Origin of the sequence: Rhizobacter sp. (assembly GCF_031412495.1) — a bacterium.
GTDB lineage: Bacteria > Pseudomonadota > Gammaproteobacteria > Burkholderiales > Burkholderiaceae_C > Schlegelella_A.
Genome location: NZ_JANODC010000005.1, coordinates 1 through 19216, shown reverse-complemented (window position 1 = coordinate 19216; position 19216 = coordinate 1). Strand labels below are relative to the sequence as shown.

At 71.4% G+C, this 19216-nt stretch carries 19 protein-coding genes and 1 pseudogene; 16 read left to right on the top strand and 4 right to left on the bottom strand.

The features are described 5' to 3' along the window. A pseudogene (locus tag AC30N0_RS00190) lies at nucleotides 1–236 on the bottom strand (acetylglutamate kinase); the annotation flags it as partial. Nucleotides 237–307: 71 nt separating this feature from the next. Between AC30N0_RS00190 and AC30N0_RS00185 the strand changes: the two are divergent. The 3 genes from AC30N0_RS00185 (at nucleotide 308) to msrA (ending at nucleotide 3599) form a co-directional block, all read left to right on the top strand. After that, on the top strand, nucleotides 308–1303 hold the full coding sequence (locus tag AC30N0_RS00185; RefSeq protein WP_489515922.1) for a Bug family tripartite tricarboxylate transporter substrate binding protein: 996 nt from the start codon (nucleotides 308–310) through the stop codon (nucleotides 1301–1303). A 4-nt stretch (nucleotides 1304–1307) separates the two neighbouring features. Then, entirely contained in the window at nucleotides 1308–2744 is a 1437-nt protein-coding gene (locus AC30N0_RS00180; protein WP_489515921.1) for an FAD-dependent oxidoreductase, read from the top strand. Nucleotides 2745–2831: 87 nt separating this feature from the next. Continuing rightward, a complete protein-coding gene (msrA, locus tag AC30N0_RS00175; protein ID WP_489515920.1) occupies nucleotides 2832–3599 on the top strand; it encodes a peptide-methionine (S)-S-oxide reductase MsrA in 768 nt (255 codons plus the stop codon). A 43-nt stretch (nucleotides 3600–3642) separates the two neighbouring features. Here the strand turns inward: msrA and AC30N0_RS00170 are convergent, their stop codons facing one another. Next, complete coding sequence (locus AC30N0_RS00170) at nucleotides 3643–5661, bottom strand: SDR family oxidoreductase (RefSeq protein WP_489515919.1); 2019 nt, start codon at nucleotides 5659–5661, stop codon at nucleotides 3643–3645. A 196-nt stretch (nucleotides 5662–5857) separates the two neighbouring features. Here AC30N0_RS00170 and AC30N0_RS00165 point away from each other — a divergent pair, with 196 nt between their 5' ends. After that, the gene (locus AC30N0_RS00165; RefSeq protein ID WP_489515918.1) at nucleotides 5858–6406 is read left to right on the top strand and encodes a phasin family protein; all 549 of its coding nucleotides are present in this window, start codon (nucleotides 5858–5860) and stop codon (nucleotides 6404–6406) included. 25 nt (nucleotides 6407–6431) lie between these two features. On the opposite strand, the gene AC30N0_RS00160 is transcribed toward AC30N0_RS00165, so the two are convergent. Next, nucleotides 6432–7931, bottom strand: coding sequence for a carboxypeptidase M32 (locus AC30N0_RS00160; protein ID WP_489515917.1), 1500 nt, complete (start codon nucleotides 7929–7931; stop codon nucleotides 6432–6434). 10 nt (nucleotides 7932–7941) lie between these two features. Beyond that, the gene (locus tag AC30N0_RS00155; RefSeq protein ID WP_489515916.1) at nucleotides 7942–8424 is read right to left on the bottom strand and encodes a YqaA family protein; all 483 of its coding nucleotides are present in this window, start codon (nucleotides 8422–8424) and stop codon (nucleotides 7942–7944) included. A 116-nt stretch (nucleotides 8425–8540) separates the two neighbouring features. Here AC30N0_RS00155 and dusB point away from each other — a divergent pair, with 116 nt between their 5' ends. From dusB to AC30N0_RS00095, 12 genes are all read left to right on the top strand, one after another. Then, nucleotides 8541–9569: a tRNA dihydrouridine synthase DusB gene (dusB, locus tag AC30N0_RS00150; protein WP_489515915.1), complete on the top strand. Its 1029-nt coding sequence runs from the start codon at nucleotides 8541–8543 to the stop codon at nucleotides 9567–9569. 11 nt (nucleotides 9570–9580) lie between these two features. Then, nucleotides 9581–9820, top strand: a complete 240-nt coding sequence (locus tag AC30N0_RS00145; RefSeq protein WP_489515914.1) for a helix-turn-helix domain-containing protein — start codon at nucleotides 9581–9583, stop codon at nucleotides 9818–9820. A 34-nt stretch (nucleotides 9821–9854) separates the two neighbouring features. Next, nucleotides 9855–11435 (top strand): bifunctional phosphoribosylaminoimidazolecarboxamide formyltransferase/IMP cyclohydrolase, encoded by a 1581-nt coding sequence (purH, locus tag AC30N0_RS00140; RefSeq protein WP_489515913.1) that lies wholly within the window; start codon nucleotides 9855–9857, stop codon nucleotides 11433–11435. A 21-nt stretch (nucleotides 11436–11456) separates the two neighbouring features. Next, the gene (locus AC30N0_RS00135; RefSeq protein WP_489515912.1) at nucleotides 11457–12074 is read left to right on the top strand and encodes a lysophospholipid acyltransferase family protein; all 618 of its coding nucleotides are present in this window, start codon (nucleotides 11457–11459) and stop codon (nucleotides 12072–12074) included. Beyond that, nucleotides 12071–13042, top strand: a complete 972-nt coding sequence (locus AC30N0_RS00130) for a phosphatidate cytidylyltransferase (protein WP_489515925.1) — start codon at nucleotides 12071–12073, stop codon at nucleotides 13040–13042. Before AC30N0_RS00135 ends, AC30N0_RS00130 begins: the two co-directional genes overlap by 4 nt. A 26-nt stretch (nucleotides 13043–13068) precedes the next feature. After that, a complete protein-coding gene (gene ruvC / locus AC30N0_RS00125; protein WP_489515924.1) occupies nucleotides 13069–13617 on the top strand; it encodes a crossover junction endodeoxyribonuclease RuvC in 549 nt (182 codons plus the stop codon). A 116-nt stretch (nucleotides 13618–13733) separates the two neighbouring features. Next, on the top strand, nucleotides 13734–15797 hold the full coding sequence (locus AC30N0_RS00120; protein WP_489515911.1) for a ribonuclease catalytic domain-containing protein: 2064 nt from the start codon (nucleotides 13734–13736) through the stop codon (nucleotides 15795–15797). Next, nucleotides 15797–16660 (top strand): energy transducer TonB, encoded by an 864-nt coding sequence (locus tag AC30N0_RS00115; RefSeq protein ID WP_489515910.1) that lies wholly within the window; start codon nucleotides 15797–15799, stop codon nucleotides 16658–16660. The genes AC30N0_RS00120 and AC30N0_RS00115 overlap by 1 nt, the downstream gene beginning before the upstream one ends. 58 nt (nucleotides 16661–16718) lie before the next feature. Beyond that, entirely contained in the window at nucleotides 16719–17582 is an 864-nt protein-coding gene (aroE, locus tag AC30N0_RS00110) for a shikimate dehydrogenase (RefSeq protein ID WP_489515923.1), read from the top strand. Continuing rightward, entirely contained in the window at nucleotides 17579–18361 is a 783-nt protein-coding gene (locus tag AC30N0_RS00105) for a transglycosylase domain-containing protein (protein ID WP_489515909.1), read from the top strand. The genes aroE and AC30N0_RS00105 overlap by 4 nt, the downstream gene beginning before the upstream one ends. Nucleotides 18362–18416: 55 nt before the next feature. Further along, entirely contained in the window at nucleotides 18417–19010 is a 594-nt protein-coding gene (locus tag AC30N0_RS00100) for a hypothetical protein (protein WP_489515908.1), read from the top strand. Beyond that, a partial coding sequence (locus tag AC30N0_RS00095; RefSeq protein WP_489515907.1) for a TlpA family protein disulfide reductase occupies nucleotides 19007–19216 on the top strand: 210 nt, incomplete at its 3' end. The genes AC30N0_RS00100 and AC30N0_RS00095, both read left to right, overlap by 4 nt.

The window sequence follows — 19216 nt, the reverse complement described above, 5'->3', positions numbered from 1 at the left end:
TGCACCACCACCGGGTTCATGCCGACCAGCTTGAGCAGGACCACGTCCTCGGCGAAATCCTGTTGCAGCCCCGGATCGGTCATGGCGTTGCCGCCGTACTTGATGACGATGGTCTTGCCATGGAACCTGCGGATGTAGGGCAGCGCCTGGGCCAGGATCTCGGCCTTGTCGCGCGGCGCCACGTGGGACAGGTCCGGCCCGGAGGGGTCGGCGGGAGGCGCGTCGGTCGTGGTCATGGCGGCATCGGTGGGCGTCGCTCCGGGATTCGAAAGCGGCAGAATCCTAACCTTCGAACGAGGCACGCCCCATGCACTACCGCTCTCTTTTGCGCTTCCTGCAACTCGCCGCCTGCGGTGCTCTCGTCGCCGCCGGCGGCGCTGCCCTCGCGCAGGCCGCGCCGGCCGCCGACTGGCCCAAGGGTCCGGTCAAGATCATCGTCCCGTACGGCCCGGGCTCGACGCCGGACATCATCGCCCGCCTCGTTTCCGAGCGGCTGAGCAAGCGCACCGGCCAGCCGATGGTCGTGGAGAACAAGGCCGGCGCCGCCGGCAACTCCGGGACCGACGCGGTGGCCAAGGCCGCTCCGGACGGGCAGACCATCGGCGTGAGCATCGCCGGCCCGCTCGGCGTCAACGCCCTGCTGTTCAAGAAGATGCCGTACGAATCGCGCGACCTCGAGCTGGTCAGCATCGCGGCGACGCAGCCCAGCGTGCTCGTCGTCCCGGCCACGCTCGGCGTCAACAGCACCGACGAGCTGGTCGCGCTGATGAAGAAGAACCCCGGCAAGTACAACTATTCGTCGATGGGCGCCGGCAGCATCTCGCACCTGGCCATGGAGGCCCTGGCCTCGAGGAGCGGCACCAGCGTCGTCCACGTGCCGTACGCCGGCTCCGGGCCGGCAGTCAACGCTCTCCTCTCCGGCACCGCCGACATCGCCGTCCTGCCCGCCGCCGCGGTCGTGCCGCACATCAAGTCCGGCAAGATCAAGGGCCTGGCCGTGGCCACCGCCAGGCGCTCGGCGGCGCTGCCCGAGCTGCCGACCCTGGCCGAGAGCGGCCTCACCGGGATTCACGCCGACGCCTGGATGGGCTTCATCGTCCCGGCGAAGACGCCCGACGCGATCGTCCGCCGCCTGCACGAGGAACTGGCGCAGATCCTCGCCGACCCCGAGATCCGCGAGAAGCTGAAGCTGCAGTACATGGACGTCGTCGCCAACACGCCGGCCGAGGCGAAGGCCGTGCTCGCCGCCGACGTGGAGCGCTGGCGGCCGATCATCCAGAAGAACAACATCAGCCTCGACTGACCGCGTGGAGCCGGTCGCCACGGTCGGCGAGCCGGCCCGGCGCACGCCCGTCTACGGCGAGTACGAGGTCATCGTCCTCGGCGGCGGGCCGGCCGGCATCGCTGCCGCCCGTGCCGCGGCGCGGCGCGGCGCCCGCACCCTGCTCGTCGAGCGCTACGGGTTTCTCGGCGGCATGGGCACGGCCGCGGGCGTGACCAACTTCTGCGGCCTGCACGCCAACGTGCACGGCACGATCCGCCGCGTCGTGCACGGCGTCGCCGACGAGCTGCTCGATCGCATGACGGCACTCGGCGGCCTGAACGAGCCGCACCTCGTGTTCGGAAAGATCTGCGCCCAGGCCTACGACACCGCGGCGTTCAAGTGCGCCGCCGACGCGACCGTGCTTGCCGCCGGCGCCGAGCTGCTGTTCCACGCTTTCGCCGTCGGCGCGCTGCGCCACGACGACGGCCGCCTCGCCGCCGTGCTGCTCGAGACGAAGTCGGGCCGGGTCGCGGTGCGCGGCCGGGTCTTCGTCGACTGCTCCGGCGACGGCGACCTGGCCCACCTGGCCGGCGTGCCGATGGCGCTCGGCGGCCCCGACGGCGAGCTGCTCTACCCGACGCTGATGTTCCGCGTCGGCAACGTCGACCGGCAGCGCGCCGGCGAAGCCTGGCGGACGATCCCGGCCCGCATGGAAGCCGCCGAGGCCGCCGGCGAGTTCCGCTTTCCGCGCCGCGGCGCGATCGTGCGGCCGCAGAAGCATCCGACCGAGTGGCGCGTCAACGTCACGCAGTTGAAGAACGCCGACGGCTCGGCGGTCGACGGCACCGACGCACGCTCGCTGAGCGGCGGCGAGCTCGAGGGCCGGCGCCAGGCCATCGACTACCTGCGCTTCCTGCGCACCCGCGTGCCCGGCTTCGAGGCCGCCTACGCGCTCGAGATCGCGCCGCAGCTCGGCATCCGCGAGACGCGCCGGCTGATCGGCGAGGTCGCGTTGAGCGGCGACGACGTCGTCGGCTGCGCCAGCTTCGCCGACACCATCGGCGTCAACGGCTGGCCGCTCGAGCTGCACGTCGCCGGCGACGTCGAGTGGCGCTGGCCACCGATTCCAGAGTCGCGCGGCTTCAACCAGCTGCCCTATCGCATGCTGCTGCCGCGGCGCAGCTCGGCCGCCGGCGCCCTCAACCTGCTTCTAGCCGGACGCTGCGCGTCGATGACGCACGAGGGTCACTCGGCGGCGCGCGTTTCCGGTCCCTGCTTCGTCATGGGCCAGGCTGCCGGCACGGCCGCCGCGCTGGCCCTGGCCGCCGGCAGTGCCGTGCACGACGTCGACATCGGCGCGCTGCAGGCGGCACTGCGGGACGGCGGGGCCTGGCTCGGCGACGCCGACCCAGCGAGCGCAGAAGCGGTCGCGCCGTATGCGCAGATGACAGCCAAGGACAGCTCGGCGGCAGGACATTGACCCCGGCCTGGAGCCGAACCGAAGCCCTGGTGGTGTAATCGCCGCAGGGCCCGCACGACCGATGTGCGAACCCTCCAGGAGGCCACCATGGGCAGCAGTTCTTTCCCGCTTGCGCGCCGGGCGCGCCAGCTAGCGGTGTCGGTGGCGGTGTTCACCGGCGTCGTCCTCCTCGCCGGCCTCGCCGCGCACCTGAACGACAGCGTCGCCAGCGAAGCCGCGGTGCGGATCCCGCCGGCCGCCGTCGACGCCACGCGCGAGGCCAGCGGCACGCAGACGGCGGTGTTCGCCGGCGGCTGCTTCTGGGGCGTGCAGGGCGTCTTCCAGCGGGTCGAGGGAGTCGTCCAGGCGGTGTCGGGGTACTCCGGGGGTGCGAAGGAGACGGCTCGCTACGAAATGATCGGCACCGGCATGACCGGCCACGCCGAGGCCGTGCAGATCACCTACGATCCGAAGAAGGTCAGCTTTGCGACGCTGCTGCAGGTGTATTTCTCGGTCGCGCACGACCCGACCCAGCTGAACCGCCAGGAGCCGGACGTCGGCCCGCAGTACCGCTCCGCGGTCTTCTATGTCGACGCGGCGCAGAAGCAGACGGTCGAGCGCTACATCGCCCAGCTCGACGCCGCCAAGGTCTACCCGAAGAAGATCGTCACCGAGGTCGTGCCGCTGAAGGCCTTCTACCCGGCGGAGGAGTACCACCAGGACTACCTGACCCTGAACCCGACGCAGCCCTACATCGCCCGCTACGACCTGCCGAAGATCGTCAACCTGAAGACGGTGTTCCCGCAGCAGTACCGCGCCCAGCCGGCGCTCGTCACGGCGAAGGCACAGGCGCTGGTCGGCAAGCCGATCCAGTAAGGACGGGCCAAGCCTGACCCGGCCGACGCGCCGTCGAGCCGAGTCAGAAGTGGATGCCCCGCATCATCTGCGCCATCGCGGCCGCCTCCGGCGAAGGCTGGTACTTGACCGACTTGTCGCCCTTGTCGCCCTTGGCTGCGGCGCTGTCGGGGAACATTCGGAAGGTCGAGTTCATGACGATCTGGGCGACGCGCGGGACGATCGCGTGCAGGAGCTCGCCGGTGATGCCGAGCCGGGTGGCGATGCGCACCGGCTTGTCGACGCAGGCCTCGGCGATCATGTTCGCCGCTTCTTCCGGCGAGAGCACCGGGACGTTGTTGTAGAGCCCCGTCGGCGCGATCATCGGCGTTCGCACCAGCGGCATGTTGATGGTGGTGAAGGTGATGCCCGTGTCGGCGTACTCGCTCGAGGCGCAGCGCGTCCAGGCGTCGAGGGCGGCCTTCGAGGCCACATAGGCGGAAAACCGCGGCGCGTTGGTCAGCACGCCGATCGAGCTGATGTTGACGACGTGGCCCTTCTTCTTGGCGACCATGCCCGGCAGGAAGCCCATGGTCACGCGCAGGCAGCCGAAGTAGTTGAGCTGCATCGTCCGCTCGAAATCGTGGAAGCGCTCGTAGCTCGCCTCGATCGCACGCCGGATCGACCGGCCGGCGTTGTTGACGAGGAAGTCGACGCCGCCGTGCGTCGCGTTCAGCCACTCGACCAGGCCGCGGCAGCCCGATTCGTCGGCGATGTCGCAGGAGTAGGTCTCGACGATCGCCAGCGGCCCGACCTTGTCGACGATTTCCTGCTTCGCGGCGGCGAGCTTGGCCTCGTCGCGTGCGCAGATGACCGTGACCGCCCCGGCCTCGGCGAACTTGCAGGCGGCCGCGAGGCCGATGCCCGACGAGCCGCCGGTGACGAGGACGACCTTGCCGCCGACGGTGCCGCGCAGGGAACGGTCGATCTGCAGCGACGGATCGAGGTGGCGTTCCCAGTAGTCCCAGAGGCGCCACGCGTAGTCGTCGAGGCGCGGGCACTCGATGCCCGAGCCCTTCAGCGCGGCGAGCGCCTCGCGGCAGTCGTAGCGGGTCGGGAAGTTGATGAAGGTGAGCATGTCCTCGGGCAGGCCGAGGTCCTTCAGGACCGCGCTCCTGACGCGCCGGATCGGCGCCAGCGCGAGCAGGCCCTTCTTCACGCTCTTCGGGATGAAGCCGAGCAGTGCCGCGTTGACGAACAGGTTCATCTTCGGCGCGTGCGCCGCCTTGCTGAAGATGTCGAGCACGTCGCCGACGCGGTAGCCGATCGGATCGACGAGGTGGAAGCAGCGCCCGTCGAGGCCCTCCTTGCGGTGGCTGATGTGGTCGATGGCGGCGATCACGAAGTCGACCGGCACGATGTTGATGCGCCCGCCCTCGATCCCGACCGAGGGCATCCACGGCGGCAGGATCTGGCGCATCCGCTGGATCAGCTTGAAGAAATAGTACGGGCCGTCGATCTTGTCCATCTCGCCGGTCTTCGAGTCGCCGACGACGAGGGCCGGCCGGTACACCGTCCACGGCACCCCGGCTTCCTTGCGCACGATCTTCTCGCTCTCGTGCTTGGTCATGAAGTACGGGTGGTCGAGGCCGTCGGCCTCGTCGAACATGTCTTCCCTGAACACGCCTTCGTAGAGGCCGGCGGCGGCGATCGAGCTGACGTGGTGCAAATGGCCGGCATCGATGGCCTTCGCGAACTCGACCACCGCACGCGTGCCCTCGATGTTCACGGCGACCTGCGACTCCGCGTCGGCCGACAGGTCGTAGACGGCAGCCAGGTGATAGACATGATCGACCTCGCCCTTCAGCCGCCGCAGGTCGTCGGCGGAGACACCGAGCTTCTTCGCCGTGAGGTCGCCATGGACGGCGATCGCGCGGCCTTCGGCGCCCGTGCCTTCGACGCCCCAGTAGGCGAGGAGGCCGGCGAGCTTGCCTTCGCTTCCCGGGCGGAGCAGGAAGTGGACGATGGCGCCGGGTCGGCCCAGCAGTGTCCTGACGAGGCGCCTGCCGATGAAGCCGGTGGCTCCGGTCACGAAGTAGCGCATGCGTGCTCCCGATGTTGTGTCCGCGAAGGAAGCCGGATTCTTCTGCAAGGACCTGCGCGCATCGCGGGGTGCTAACCCGAAGCCGCGGTGAACCGCGCGCCCGGCGCCGATTAGGGTGCGCACTCGAGGCCGGCTGCCTACAGTCCGGCCCAGCCGCTGCACACGGCAGCTGCGGACACAACTCAGGGAGAAGACGATGGTCAAGAAACTCAAGGCGATGGCCGACCGGAAAAGCGGCTCCGCCAACCACCTTTTCGACAGCGCGCTCGCCAGCTCGGTCAAGGAGTCGGCGCAGCAGATCTGGCTCGCCGGCATGGGTGCCTTCGCCAAGGCCCAGGCCGAAGGCAAGCAGGTCTTCGAGGCCCTCGTGAAGGAAGGCGCATCGCTGCAAAAGAAGACCCAGAACGTCGCCGAAGAGAAGTTCGACGAGGTCACCACCCGCATGACGAGCATGGCCGACGACGTCACCAGCAAGGCCGGCAAGCAGTGGGACAAGCTCGAGTCGATCTTCGAGGAGCGCACCGCCAAGGCGCTGCAGAAGCTCGGCGTGCCCTCGTCGAAGGATGTGCAGAGCCTGATGGACCGGATCGATGCCCTGCAGGCCCAGATCAGCGCCAAGGCCAAGCCCGCCACGCCGAAGACGGCGGCGAAGACCACGGCGCGGACGCCGGCCAGGGCCGCGCCGCTGAAGAGCGCCGCGGCCAAGCGCAGCACGCGTGCCGCCTCCGCCCGGAAGGCGGCCTGAGCTTCCACAGGGCGCCCGCGCCGCCTCAGGCGGGAGTCAGCCCGAGGTAGCGCGTCTCCAGGTGACGGCGAAAGTGAACCGGGTTCAGCGGCTCGCCGCTGGCCCGGGTGACGAGCTCGGCGGTGGTCCAGCGGCTGCCCTGGCTCCAGATGTTGTCGCGCAGCCAGCCGAAGACCGGCGCGAGATCGCCCGCCGCGATCTGCCGGTCGACCTGCGGGTTATCGCGGCGAAGGCTCGCGAACCACTGCGCGGCGTAGATGGCGCCGAGCGTGTAGCACGGGAAGTAGCCGAAGAGTCCGGCGCTCCAGTGCACGTCCTGCATGCAGCCGTTGCTGAAATGGCCGCGCGTGTCGACGTCGAGCAGGCGGGCCATGCCGTCGTCCCAGAGCGCCGGGATGTCCTCGGCCTCCACCTCGCCTTCGATCAGGCGCTTTTCGATGCCGTAGCGCAGGATGACGTGCGCCGGGTAGGTGAGCTCGTCCGCGTCGACACGGATGAAGCCGGGCTGCACCCGGGTCAGCAGCCGGTGCAGCGAGCCGGGCTCGAAGGCCGGCCGCGCCCCGAAGTGCTTCTCGACCAAGGGCGCGAGGCGCTCGACGAAGGCACGGCTGCGGCCGAGCTGCATCTCGAAGGACAGGCTCTGGCTCTCGTGCACGCCCATCGACCGGGCGTGCGCCACGGGCATCCCGAGCCAGCCGCGCGGCAGGTTCTGCTCGTAGCGGGCATGGCCGGTCTCGTGGATCGTGCCCATCAGGCTGCGCAGGAAATCGAACTCGACGTAGCGCGTCGTCAGCCGCGTGTCCTCGGGCACGCCGCCGCTGAAGGGATGCGCGCTCTCGTCGAGCCGCCCGGCGTCGAAGTCGAAGCCGAGCAGACCCATCACGTCGAGGCTCAGCGCGCGCTGCTTCGCCTTCTCGAACGGCCCCTGCGGGACGAGCACGGCTTCGTCGGACTGCTGCGACCGCGCCGTGGCGACGAGCGCGGGCAGCCAGGCCTGCAGGTCGCCGAAGAGGCGATCGACCTCGCTGCTCCTCATGCCCGGCTCGAACCGGTCCATCAGGGCGTCGTACGGCGCCAGCCCGAGGGCGTCGGCCAGGTACTTCGCCTCCTCGCGGGCCAGCCGCAGCACGGGCCGGAAATTGGCGAGGAAGCCCGCCCAGTCGGAAGCAGGGCGCTGCGACTGCCAGGCCTGCTCGCAGCGCGAGGTGGCCAGCGACTTCGCCTCGACCAGCGCTTCAGGTACCGCGTTCGCGCCGGTCCACTCGCGTCGCATCTCGCGCAGGTTGGCACGCGCCAGCGCGTCGAGCGACTCGCCTTCGGCCGTGGCCAGCAGGACCCCCACGCGCGGCTCGGTGCGCAGACGATGCAGCAGGCTCTCGATCTCGGCGAGGGCCAGGGCGCGCGCCTCGCTGCCCTTCGGCGGCATCATGGCGGCGCGGTCCCAGCTCGCGACCGACTGCAGGTGCCCGAACCGATGCAGGCGGCTCCAGTGGCTGACCAGGTCGTCGTACGCGGGGTGCGTCATGCTCGGCGGGTCAGCGGGTGTACTGGCCCGGAAAGAACCAGAGCAGGGCTGCGGTCATGATGAAGTAGCGGCCGAACTTGCCGATCGTCGCGTAGAGCAGGCAGGGCCAGAACGGAAGCTTCAGCCAACCGGCGACGGCGCAGATCGGATCGCCGACCACCGGCAGCCACGACAGCAGGCAGGCCTTGGGACCGAAGCGGCGCAGCCACGCGAGCGCCTTCCCATCCGGATGCCGGTGCGTCACGCGTTCGTAGGCCCGCTCGGCGCCGTAGCCCATCCACCACGTGATCGCACCGCCGAGCGACGCGCCGGCCGTGGCGACGAGCACCGCCGGCCAGAACATCGACGGGTTCAGCTTGACGAGGCCGAACACGGCCGGCTCGGAACCGAGGGGCACCAGGGTGGACGCGATCAGAGCCACGAAGAAGACGGTCGACAGGCCGACCTGCGGCAAGGAAAGGGCGGCCATGAGCCAGTCGATCCAGGCATCCATCGCGCGGATTATCGAACCGGCGCCGCACCTCGGACCGAGGGTGGCACCGAGGCCGGAGGGCACCGACCCGCCGCTATACTGCTGCCTCCTTTTTCAGCAGCCGCGTCCAAGCCCCCATGCGCATCGGCCACATCACGCTGGCGAACCGGCTCTTCGCCGCACCGATGGCCGGCGTCACCGACCGGCCCTTCCGCCAGCTCTGCAAGCGCCTCGGCGCCGGCTACGCGGTGAGCGAGATGGTGACCTCGCGCAAGGACCTGTGGGCGAGCCTGAAGACGAGCCGCCGTGCCGACCACGATGGCGAAGCGGCACCGATCTCGGTGCAGATCGCCGGCACCGACGCCGCCATGATGGCCGAGGCCGCCGCCTACAACCTCGATCGCGGTGCGCAGATCATCGACATCAACATGGGCTGCCCGGCCAAGAAGGTCTGCAACCAGTGGGCCGGGTCGGCGCTGATGCGCGACGAAGCGCTGGCCCTCGGCATCGTCGAGGCCGTCGTCGCCGCCTGCCTGCCGCACGGCGTCCCGGTGACGCTGAAGATGCGCACCGGCTGGTGCGACACGGAGAAGAACGCCGTGCGCATCGCCCGCGCAGCCGAGGGCGCCGGCGTCGCCATGGTCGCGGTGCACGGCCGCACCCGCGAGCAGGGCTACCGCGGCGAGGCCGAGTACGACACCGTCGCCGCGGTCAAGCGCGCGGTGGCGATCCCGGTCGTCGCCAACGGCGACATCGATTCCCCGGCCAAGGCGCGCGCGGTCTTCGAGCGCACCGGCGCCGACGCGATCATGATCGGCCGTGCCGCGCAGGGGCGGCCGTGGATCTTCGGGGAGATCGCGCACCACCTCGCCACCGGCGGCACGGCAGCGTCGCCGCGGGTCCTCGACGTCAAGGGCTGGCTGCTCGAGCACCTCGACGATCACTACGGCCTCTACGGCGAGTTCGCCGGCGTGCGCAGCGCCCGCAAGCACATCGGCTGGACCCTGCGCGGCCTGCCCGGCGGCGAGGCCTTCCGGTCCGACATGAACGCGATCGAGTCGTGCGCCGAGCAGGCCCGCGCCGTCGCCGCCTGGTTCGATCGCCTGGCCGACACCCTGCCGCAGATGCCCGCTGCGGTGCCGCCGGGCGCCGCGCCGCTTCATTGACAAGGCATGCGATGAGCACCAAGAAGCACATCGAGGAGTGCGTCCGGGAGAGCCTCGAAAGCTACTTCAAGGACCTGCGCGGCGTCGAGCCGGCGGCGATGTACGAGATGATCCTGCGCGTGGTCGAGCGGCCGCTGTTCGAGGTGGTGATGCGCGAGGCCGGCGGCAACCAGAGCCGCGCCGCCGAGTGGCTGGGCATCAACCGCAACACGCTGCGTCGAAAGCTCGTCGAGCACAAGCTGATCAAGTGACGGCAGCCCGCGCCGGCCGCACCAGGAGTTCCCGATGCAGGCGCTGATTTCCGTCTCCGACAAGACCGGCGTCGTCGACTTCGCGCACGCGCTCGCCGGCCTCGGCTTCCGGCTGCTCTCCACCGGCGGCACGGCCAGGCTTCTGGCCGAACACGGCCTGGCGGTCACGGAGGTCGCGGCGCACACCGGCTTTCCCGAGATGCTCGACGGCCGCGTCAAGACGCTGCACCCCACCATCCACGCCGGCCTGCTGGCGCGTCGCGACAGCGCCGGGCACATGGCGGCGATCGAGCGGCACGGCATCGCCCCGATCGACCTTCTCGTCGTCAACCTCTATCCGTTCGAGGCCACGGTGGCGAAGGCCGACTGCACGCTCGCCGACGCCATCGAGAACATCGACATCGGCGGGCCGGCGATGGTCCGCTCCGCGGCCAAGAACTGGCAGGGCGTCGCGGTGGTGACCGATGCTTCCCAGTACGACGCGGTGCTCGCCGACCTGCGGGCGCACGGCACGGTGCAGGAAGCGCTGCGCTTCGCCCTCGCGGTCGCTGCCTTCGACCGGATCGCGGCCTACGACGGCGCCATCAGCGACTACCTGTCGTCGCTCGCCGGTCCGGTCGACGGCGTGCCGCAGCGGGCCGAGTTCCCGGGCCAGGCCAACGGCCGCTTCGTCAAGCTGCAGGACCTGCGCTACGGCGAGAACCCGCACCAGCGGGCCGCCTTCTACCGCGACCTCCATCCGGCGCCGGGCTCGCTCGTCACGGCCCGGCAGCTGCAGGGCAAGGAGCTCTCGTACAACAACATCGCCGACGCCGACGCGGCCTGGGAGTGCGTGCAGAGCCTCGCCGGCATCGCGTGCGTCATCGTCAAGCACGCCAACCCGTGCGGCGTCGCCCTCGGCGGCAGCACGCGCGAGGCCTACGGGAAGGCCTGGAAGACCGACCCGACCTCGGCCTTCGGCGGCATCATCGCCTTCAACCGCGAGGTCGACGGCGCCTGCGCGGAACGCGTCGCGAAGCAGTTCGTCGAGGTCCTGCTGGCGCCGTCGTTCAGCGCCGAGGCGCTGGCGGTGCTCGCCGCCAAGGCGAACACCCGCGTGCTCGCGATCGAACTGCCGCCGGACGGCTCAGGTTCCGCGAGCCGGCGCAACACGCACGACCTGAAGCGGGTCGGCTCGGGGCTGCTCATCCAGAGCGCCGACAACCACGAGATCTCGGCCAGCGACCTGCGCGTCGTGACGCGGCGGGCGCCCTCGGCCCAGGAGACGGAGGACCTGCTCTTCGCCTGGCGGGTGGCGAAGTACGTCAAGAGCAACGCCATCGTCTTCTGCGCCGGCGGCATGACGCTCGGCGTCGGCGCCGGCCAGATGAGCCGGCTCGACTCGGCGCGCATCGCCAGGATCAAGGCCGGTGCCGCCGGCCTGTCGCTCGCCGGATCGGCCGTCGCCAGCGACGCCTTCTTCCCGTTCCGCGACGGGCTCGACGTCGTCGTCGAGGCCGGCGCGACGGCGGTGATCCAGCCGGGCGGCTCGAAGCGGGACGACGAGGTGATCGACGCGGCGAACGAGCGCGATGTCGCAATGGTGTTCACCGGCGTGCGCCACTTCCGGCACTAGTCCGCCGAACCCGACGCCGGCGTGACGCTCTCCGAGTTCGCCGGCCTCGCCCTCGCCTCCCTGGCGCGCCTCATCACCGGGGCGCAAGGGCACTGGCACGGCGCGGCGCCGGAGGCGGTGCAGCGCATCTACTTCGCCAACCACCAGAGCCACTTCGACTGGGTCCTGATCTGGGCCGCGCTGCCGCGCGACCTGCGCGCCGCGACGCGTCCCATCGCGGCGCGCGACTACTGGACCTCGTCGCCGCTCCGGCACTGGATCACGCGCGAGATCTTCAACGCCGTCTACGTGAGCCGCGAGCGGCGCGACGACGAGGACCCGCTGGAGCCCTTGCTGACCGCCTTGCGCAACGGCGACTCGCTGGTGATCTTCCCCGAGGGGACGCGCGGCCACGCCGCCGAGCCGGCCGCCTTCAAGTCGGGCCTGTTCGCCCTGGCGCAGGCCTTCCCCGAAGTGCAGCTGGTGCCGACCTGGATCGACAACGTGCAGCGCGTGATGCCCAAGGGCGAGGTCGTCCCGGTGCCGATCCTGTGCACCGTCGTCTTCGGCGCGCCCATCGCGCTGGCCCCGGGCGAGGAGCGGCGCGCCTTCCTCGACCGGGCCCGCTCTGCCGTCATCGCCCTGCGCGCGATCGCCTGATGGAAAGCCTTCGTTCGCTGACCGTCGGCCAGCAGATCGGCCTGCTCTTCGTCGCCTTGTTCGGCGTCCTCCTGCTGGCGACGCTCGTGGCCGTCGGTCGCTCGCTTCGCAACGACACGCCCGAGCGGGCCGAGGCCGGCGAGCGCTTCACGCGCGACCTGCGCGCGGTGTGGGTCGGCGCGGTGCTGTTCTGGGTCGCGTGGGCCTCCGGGCCGGTGGGCTCGACGCTGCTGTTCGGCGCGGTCTCCTTCCTGGCCCTGCGCGAGTTCGTCACGCTCACCCACACCCGGCGGGCCGACCACCGCAGCCTGCTGCTGGCGTTCTTCGTCGTCCTGCCGACCCAGTACCTGCTCGTCGGCATGCGCCTCATCGAGGCCTTCACCGTGTTCATCCCGGTCTACGTGTTCTTCGCCATCCCGGTCATCAGCGCCCTGGCCAACGACCCGTTCCGCTTCCTCGAGCGGACGGCGAAGATCCAGTGGGGCATCACGGTCTGCGTCTACGGCATGAGCCACGCGCCGGCGCTGCTCCTGCTCGAGCTGCCCGGGTACCGCGAGCGCGGTGCCTTCCTCGTGCTCTTCCTCGTCGCCGCGGTCGCGGCGGCGCAGCTGGCCCAGGAGACGGCGAGCCGGCGCCTGCGCCGGCGGCCGGTGGCACGCGCCATCAGCCGCTCGTTCTCGTGGCGGGCGTGGGTCGTCGGCGCGGCGGCCGGCGGCCTGATCGGCGCCCTCCTCTACTGGATCACGCCGTTCAAGCCGCTGCCTGCCGTGGCGATGGGCCTGGTCGCCGGGGCCAGCGGCACCCTCGGCGAGTTCGTGATGAAGGCGCTCAAGCGCGACGCCGGGGTGCGCAACTGCCGCGGCCGGTCTTCGGTCACCGGCGCGGTCGGCCTGCTCGACCGGGTCGCGCCGCTCTGTTTCGCCGCCCCGGTGTTCTTTCACTCGGTGCGCTGGTACGCCGGCATCTAGCGCCCCAACTCATGTCCAATGCGCCCATGCGCGTCCTCGGCATCGACCCCGGCCTTCGCACCACCGGCTTCGGCGTCGTCGAGCGCGAGGGCCCACGCCTGCGCTACGTCGCCAGCGGCACGATCCGCACCGGCACCGCCGCCCTCGGCGACCTGCCCGGCCGGCTGAAGATCATCTTCGACGGCGTGCGCGAGGTGGCCGGCCGGTACGTGCCGAGCTGCGCGTCGGTCGAGATCGTCTTCGTCAGCATCAACCCGCAGTCGACGCTGCTGCTCGGCCAGGCACGCGGCGCCGCCCTCTCGGCGCTGGTGGCCGAGGAGCTGAGCGTCGCCGAGTACACGGCGCTGCAGATGAAGCGCGCCGTCGTCGGCCACGGGCAGGCGCGCAAGGAGCAGGTCCAGGACATGGTCATGCGCCTGCTCGGCCTGCCCGGCGTGCCCGGCCCCGACGCCGCCGACGCGCTCGGCCTGGCGATCTGCCACGCCCATGCGGCGACGAGCTTTGCCGCCGTCGCCGGCCGCACCGCCCTGGCGCCGCGCACGCACGGCCGCTACAAGGCGGGCCGGATCTACTGATCCCGGCAGCCGCGCCGTCGACCGCCGAAAAGGCGGTCGTATGCACCGAAAAGCGCTTGCCGAGCCAGGGCCCCGCGGCCGGCCGGCCCGACACGGCAGGCGACAATCGGCGCCCCATGTATGCCCTCTACGAAGACGCCGGCCGGTTCCATGCCGGCCGCGTCATGAGCGAGACCGACGCGTCGCTGCAGATCGAGCTCGGCTCGGGCAAGCGCGCCAAGGTCAAGGCCGCCAGCGTCCTGCTGCGCTTCGCCAGCCCCGAGCCCGAGGCTCTGCTGCAGACCGCTGCCGCCCTGGCGGCCGAAGTCGACCTCGACCTGGCCTGGGAATGCGCGCCCGAGGGCGAGTTCGGCTTCGCCGAGCTGGCGCACGACTACTTCGGCAACGCCGCAGCCGAGCCGCAGCAGGCCGCCGCCCTGCTCGCCCTGTTCGGCGCGCCCCACTATTTCCGTCGTCTCGGCAAGGGGCGCTTCCGCAAGGCGCCGGAGGAGATCGTCAAGGCGGCCCTGCTCGGCATCGAACGCAAGAAACAGGTGGCGGCGCAGGTCGACGCCTGGGCGGCCGAGCTCGCCTCCGGAACCTGCCCGGCGCCGATCCGCGAGCAGCTCTACCGGATCCTGTTCAAGCCGGACAAGAACGCGCCCGAGTACAAGGCCGTGGTCGAGGCGGCGCGCCGCTCCGACCGGCCGCCGCTCGAGCTGCTCAAGGGCGCCGGCGCGATCGACTCCCCCTATGAGTTTCACTGGCGGCGGTTCCTGTTCGAGGAGTTCCCGAAGGGCGTCGGCTTCGCCGCGGTCGACACGCCCGCGGTCCGCGAGGAGCTGCCGCTGGCACCGGCGCACGCCTTCTCGATCGACGATTCGGCCACCACCGAGATCGACGACGCGCTCTCGGTCCAGGGCCTTGGCAGCGGCCGGGTCGTGGTCGGCATCCACATCGCCGCGCCCGCGCTCGCGTTCGCGCCCGGAACGCCGGTGGACCAGATCGCCCGCGACCGCCTGTCGACGGTCTACATCCCCGGCCACAAGCTGACGATGCTGCCCGGGTCGGTCGTCGATGCGTTCACCTTGGCCGAAGGCCGCGAGGCGCCGGCGGTGTCGCTTTACGTCACCTTCGACGAGGCGACGCTGGCCGTCGAGGCGAGCGAGACGCGCCTCGAGCGCGTCTTCATCGCCGCCAACCTGCGCCACGACCGGCTCGATGCCGAGGTCAACGAGGCGACGCTGGCGGCCGGGCTCGGCCCCCACGTGCCGTTCCGCGAGGAGCTGGCCTTCCTGCACGGTCTGGCCCGGCATCTGAAGGCGGCGCGGGAGACGGTGCGCGGCAAGCCGGAGAACTTCAACCGGCCCGACTACACCTTCCGCGTCGATGTCGCCGAAGGCTGCGCGATCCAGGGCAACGAGCGCGTCCACATCGGCCAGCGCCAGCGCGGCTCGCCCCTCGACCTCGTCGTGGCCGAGACCATGATCTTGGCCAACAGCACCTGGGGCGCCTGGCTGGCGAGCTGCGGCGTGCCCGGCATCTACCGCAGCCAGGCCAGCCTCGCGCCCGGCATCAAGGTCCGCATGGGGACGCGGCCGGCGCCGCACGCCGGCATCGGCGTGGCCCAGTACGCATGGGCGAGCTCGCCGCTGCGGCGCTACGTGGACCTCGTCAACCAGTGGCAGATCGTCGCCTGCGCGCGGCTTGGCCGCACCGCCGCGCTGGCGGCGCCGTTCAAGCCGAAGGACGTCGGCCTGCTCGCCATCATTGCCGACTTCGACGCGTCGTACGCCGCGTACAACGCGTTCCAGGGCTCCGTCGAGCGCTACTGGGCGCTGCAGTACCTGGCCCAGAGCGACGTCCAGGAGCTCGACGCAAGCGTGCTCAAGGACGGCCTGGTGCGCGCGGATTCACTGCCGCTCGTGTTCCGCGTCGCCGGTGCGGAATCGCTGCCGCGCGGCAGCGGCGTGCGGGTTCGCGTCGGCGCGGCTGACCTGCTGACCCACGACCTCGCGGCCAGCGTGGTGGGACGGCGCGCCGAAGCCCCGACAGGCGGCGACGCCGGCCCGGCCGACGCGGCCGAGAGCACCGACGACGAGGACGAGGCGCAGACCGTCGCCGGCCCGCTCAGCATCGCCATCGAGGTCGACGGCGGCTCTCCGGAGGTCGACCACGTCGCCGACCGGGCGCCTGCGTGATGGGCCGCTTCCTCCGCCGGCTTACCACGCTGCAGGTCGCGCTCCTGTTCTCGGTCGGCGTGCACGCGATGCTGCTCGGCGTACGCTTCATCGACCCGGAAGGCTTCAACCGCATGTTCCAGGACTCTCCGCTCGAGGTGATCCTGGTCAACTCGCGCACCAGCGAGGCGCCCGAGAAGGCGCAGGCGATCGCGCAGGCGAGCTTGTCCGGCGGCGGCGAGGCCCTCGCCGGGCGGGCGACGTCGCCGCTGCCGCCGTCGCTCCTCACCGAGGTCGGCGACGCCGCCGAGCAAACGAGGAAGCAGATCGAGCAGCTGCAGGAAACGCAGCAGCAGCTGCTCACCGCCGTGCGCCGCGAGCTGGCGATGCTGCCGCCGACCGACCCCCTGCGCGAGCAGGGCACGCCGGACGAGCGCGAGCAGGAGGAGCGCCGCCGCCAGCTCGTCGACGTGCTGGCCGAGATCGAGAAGCGCATCAACGAGGAAAACGCGCGGCCGAAGAAGCGCTACATCAGCCCGGCGACGCGCGAAGAGGTCTACGCCATCTACTACGACCAGCTGCGCCGCAAGGTCGAGGACCGCGGCACCCGCAACTTTCCCGAGAACCAGGGCAAGAAGCTGTACGGCGAGCTGGTCATGGACGTGACCGTCGACGCCGACGGCCGCGTCGTCGAGACCGAGGTGGTGCGCGGCTCGGGGTCGAAGGTCCTCGACCGCCGGGCCGTCGCCATCGTTGCCGCAGCCGCGCCGTTCGGGCGCTTCACGGCGGCGATGCGGCAGAAGGCCGACCAACTCGTCATCACCTCGCGCTTTCGCTTCACGCGCGAGGAAAACCTCGAGACGACGCTGAGCGCGAGGCCATGAGCCCGAGCCCGGCCGCCTCGCCGTGAACGCCACGCCGGGCCGCGGTGCCGGCAGCGGCGTGACGAGCCGGGCTGCCCCCGGCGAGGCATCGCGCCGCTACGCCGTGGCCGGTAATCCTGTCGCGCACAGCCGGTCGCCCGCCATCCATGCTGCGTTCTCGCAGCAGACCGGCATGCCCGTGGTCTACGAGCGCCTGCTCTGTCCGCTCGACGGCTTCGCCGCGACCGTGCGCGCCTTCGCCGACGCCGGCGGGAGCGGCTGCAACGTCACGCTGCCCTTCAAGCTCGAGGCGTACCGGCTCGCCGCACGGCGCACGCCACGCGCCGAGCTCGCGCTCGCCTGCAACACGCTGCGCTTCGACGCCGACGGCTGGCTCGGCGACAACACCGACGGCCCGGGCCTCGTCGCCGACATCGAAGGCAATGCGGCGGTGCCTCTGCCGGGCGCCCGCGTGCTGCTCGTCGGCGCCGGCGGCGGCGCGGCCGGGGCGCTCGGCTCGCTGCTCGCGCGCAAGCCGGCCGAGCTCGTCGTCGCCAACCGCACCGTGGCACGCGCCGAGCAGCTGGTCGAGCGTCACCTGGCCGCGGCCGCGGCGACGGGAACCCGCCTTCGCGCCGCGGCTCTCGACGGCTGCGGCACGGCGTTCGACATCGTCGTCAACGCCAGTGCCAGCAGCGTCGCCGGCGTGCCGGTTCCCGTGCCGGCGCACGTGCTCCGCCCTGGCACACTTGCCCTCGACATGATGTACGGACCTCCCGCGCGGCCGTTCCTCGCCTGGGCCGAGGCCGGCGGGGCGATCGGCCGCGATGGGCTCGGCATGCTTGTCGAGCAGGCGGCCGCGGCGTTCGAGCTCTGGAACGGCGTGCGTCCGCAGACCGCGACCGTGCTCGCCGACCTGCGCGCGACACCGTCCCGGGCATGAGCCGGGGCGTCGGCCGATCGCTCGGCCGCTTCGCGGGGCTGGGGGTCGTCTGCTTCGCCGCATTGCAGGTCGGCTTCGTCCTGCATATCGTCGCCCTGCTGGCGATCGACCCGCGTTCGACGACCTTCCAGCGCTCCGAAGCCTGGCGGCTCGCGCTCTCGCCGCGCCCGCTCGCCTGGCAGCAGCGCTGGGTCGACTACGCCGCCATCTCGCCGAACGTCAAGCGCGCGGTCGTCGCCGCCGAGGACGCCGGCTTCAGCGAGCACAGCGGCGTCGAATGGGATGCGCTCGAGAAGGCCTGGGAGCGCAACCAGCGCGCGGAAGCCCTGGCCGAGCGAAGCAACGAGCGCACCGCCAGCGAAGCGGCGCGGCGCAAGGCCGCGGCCGACCCGAAGCCACCGCGCGCCGCCAAGGTCGTGGGCGGCTCGACGATCACGCAGCAGCTCGCCAAGAACCTCTTCCTCGCCGGCGAGCGCAACTTCCTGCGCAAGGGTCAGGAGCTCGTCCTCGCCTACGCGATGGAGGCGATCCTCGGCAAGCAGCGCATCCTCGAGATCTACCTCAACAGCGTCGAGTGGGGCGAAGGCGTGTTCGGCGTCGAAGCGGCGGCGCGGCGCTACTTCCGCACCGGCGCCGGCGCGCTGACGGCGCAGCAGTCGGCGCAGCTCGCGGTCATGCTGCCGGCGCCCAAGCGCTTCGAGAAGCGCCCGGGTTCGGGCTACGTGCTGGGCCGCGCCTCCACCATCGCCGCCCGCATGGGCGGGGTCGAAATTCCCTGAGATCGCGGGGTCGATGCGCCAGGGCCGCCGAGGCCCCGCTGCCTAGAATGGAGCGATGTCCGGCACCCTCAGCAACGACATCGCCATCGCCGCGGCGCGCCTGATCGTCGAGGAGGGGATGGAGTACGGCAGCGCCAAGCGGCGCGCGGCGCGCGACCTGCGGCGCGGCACGCGAATCGCCGACCTCCCGGGCAACGACGAGATCGAGGACGAGGTCCGGGTCTACCTCGACCTCTTCCACGCCGACTCGCAGCCGGCCGAGCTCGCCGAGCTGCGCCGCATTGCCGCGCGCTGGATGGAGCGGCTCGCCGCCTTCCGGCCGCACCTGACGGGGGCCGTCTGGCGCGGCACCGCGACCCGGCGCAACAGCATCCGTCTGGACCTCTTCTGCGACGACTCCAAGTCGGCCGAGATGGCGCTGATCGACATGCGCGTCGAGTACGAGGTCGGCAGCACCGAGGGGCCGCGCGGCCGGGTCCTCGATGTTCTGAACGTCTACGACATGAGCCCGGCGCTCGGCGGCGTCGTCGGTCTGGCGCTGACGATCCTCGACTACGACGACCTGCGCGGGGCGCTGCGCCGCGACGCGCGCGGTCGCACCGAGCGCGGCGACCTCGCTGCGCTGCGCGAGCTGCCCGGGTCGCAATGAGGCGGCGCACCTGGCTGCTCGGCGGCGCCGCCGCCGCCGGGATTGTCGGCGGCGCCGGCTTCGCTGCCTGGCAGCGGCGACCGGGTGCGGGCGGCGCGGACGGGGCGCCCGCCGTGGACGTCTGGTCGCTGTCCTTCGAGCGCCTCGATGGCACGACCCTGGCCATGCGCTCGCTGCGTGGCAAGCCGCTGCTGCTCAATTTCTGG

Coding starts and splice junctions, on each gene's coding strand:
- AC30N0_RS00185 (WP_489515922.1), top strand. CDS start 308: ATGCACTACCGCTCTCTTTTGCGCTTCCTGCAACTCGCCGCCTGCGGT.
- msrA (WP_489515920.1), top strand. CDS start 2,832: ATGGGCAGCAGTTCTTTCCCGCTTGCGCGCCGGGCGCGCCAGCTAGCG.
- AC30N0_RS00170 (WP_489515919.1), bottom strand. CDS start 5,661: ATGCGCTACTTCGTGACCGGAGCCACCGGCTTCATCGGCAGGCGCCTC.
- AC30N0_RS00165 (WP_489515918.1), top strand. CDS start 5,858: ATGGTCAAGAAACTCAAGGCGATGGCCGACCGGAAAAGCGGCTCCGCC.
- AC30N0_RS00160 (WP_489515917.1), bottom strand. CDS start 7,931: ATGACGCACCCCGCGTACGACGACCTGGTCAGCCACTGGAGCCGCCTG.
- AC30N0_RS00155 (WP_489515916.1), bottom strand. CDS start 8,424: ATGGATGCCTGGATCGACTGGCTCATGGCCGCCCTTTCCTTGCCGCAG.
- dusB (WP_489515915.1), top strand. CDS start 8,541: ATGCGCATCGGCCACATCACGCTGGCGAACCGGCTCTTCGCCGCACCG.
- AC30N0_RS00145 (WP_489515914.1), top strand. CDS start 9,581: ATGAGCACCAAGAAGCACATCGAGGAGTGCGTCCGGGAGAGCCTCGAA.
- purH (WP_489515913.1), top strand. CDS start 9,855: ATGCAGGCGCTGATTTCCGTCTCCGACAAGACCGGCGTCGTCGACTTC.
- ruvC (WP_489515924.1), top strand. CDS start 13,069: ATGCGCGTCCTCGGCATCGACCCCGGCCTTCGCACCACCGGCTTCGGC.
- AC30N0_RS00120 (WP_489515911.1), top strand. CDS start 13,734: ATGTATGCCCTCTACGAAGACGCCGGCCGGTTCCATGCCGGCCGCGTC.
- AC30N0_RS00115 (WP_489515910.1), top strand. CDS start 15,797: ATGGGCCGCTTCCTCCGCCGGCTTACCACGCTGCAGGTCGCGCTCCTG.
- AC30N0_RS00105 (WP_489515909.1), top strand. CDS start 17,579: ATGAGCCGGGGCGTCGGCCGATCGCTCGGCCGCTTCGCGGGGCTGGGG.
- AC30N0_RS00100 (WP_489515908.1), top strand. CDS start 18,417: ATGTCCGGCACCCTCAGCAACGACATCGCCATCGCCGCGGCGCGCCTG.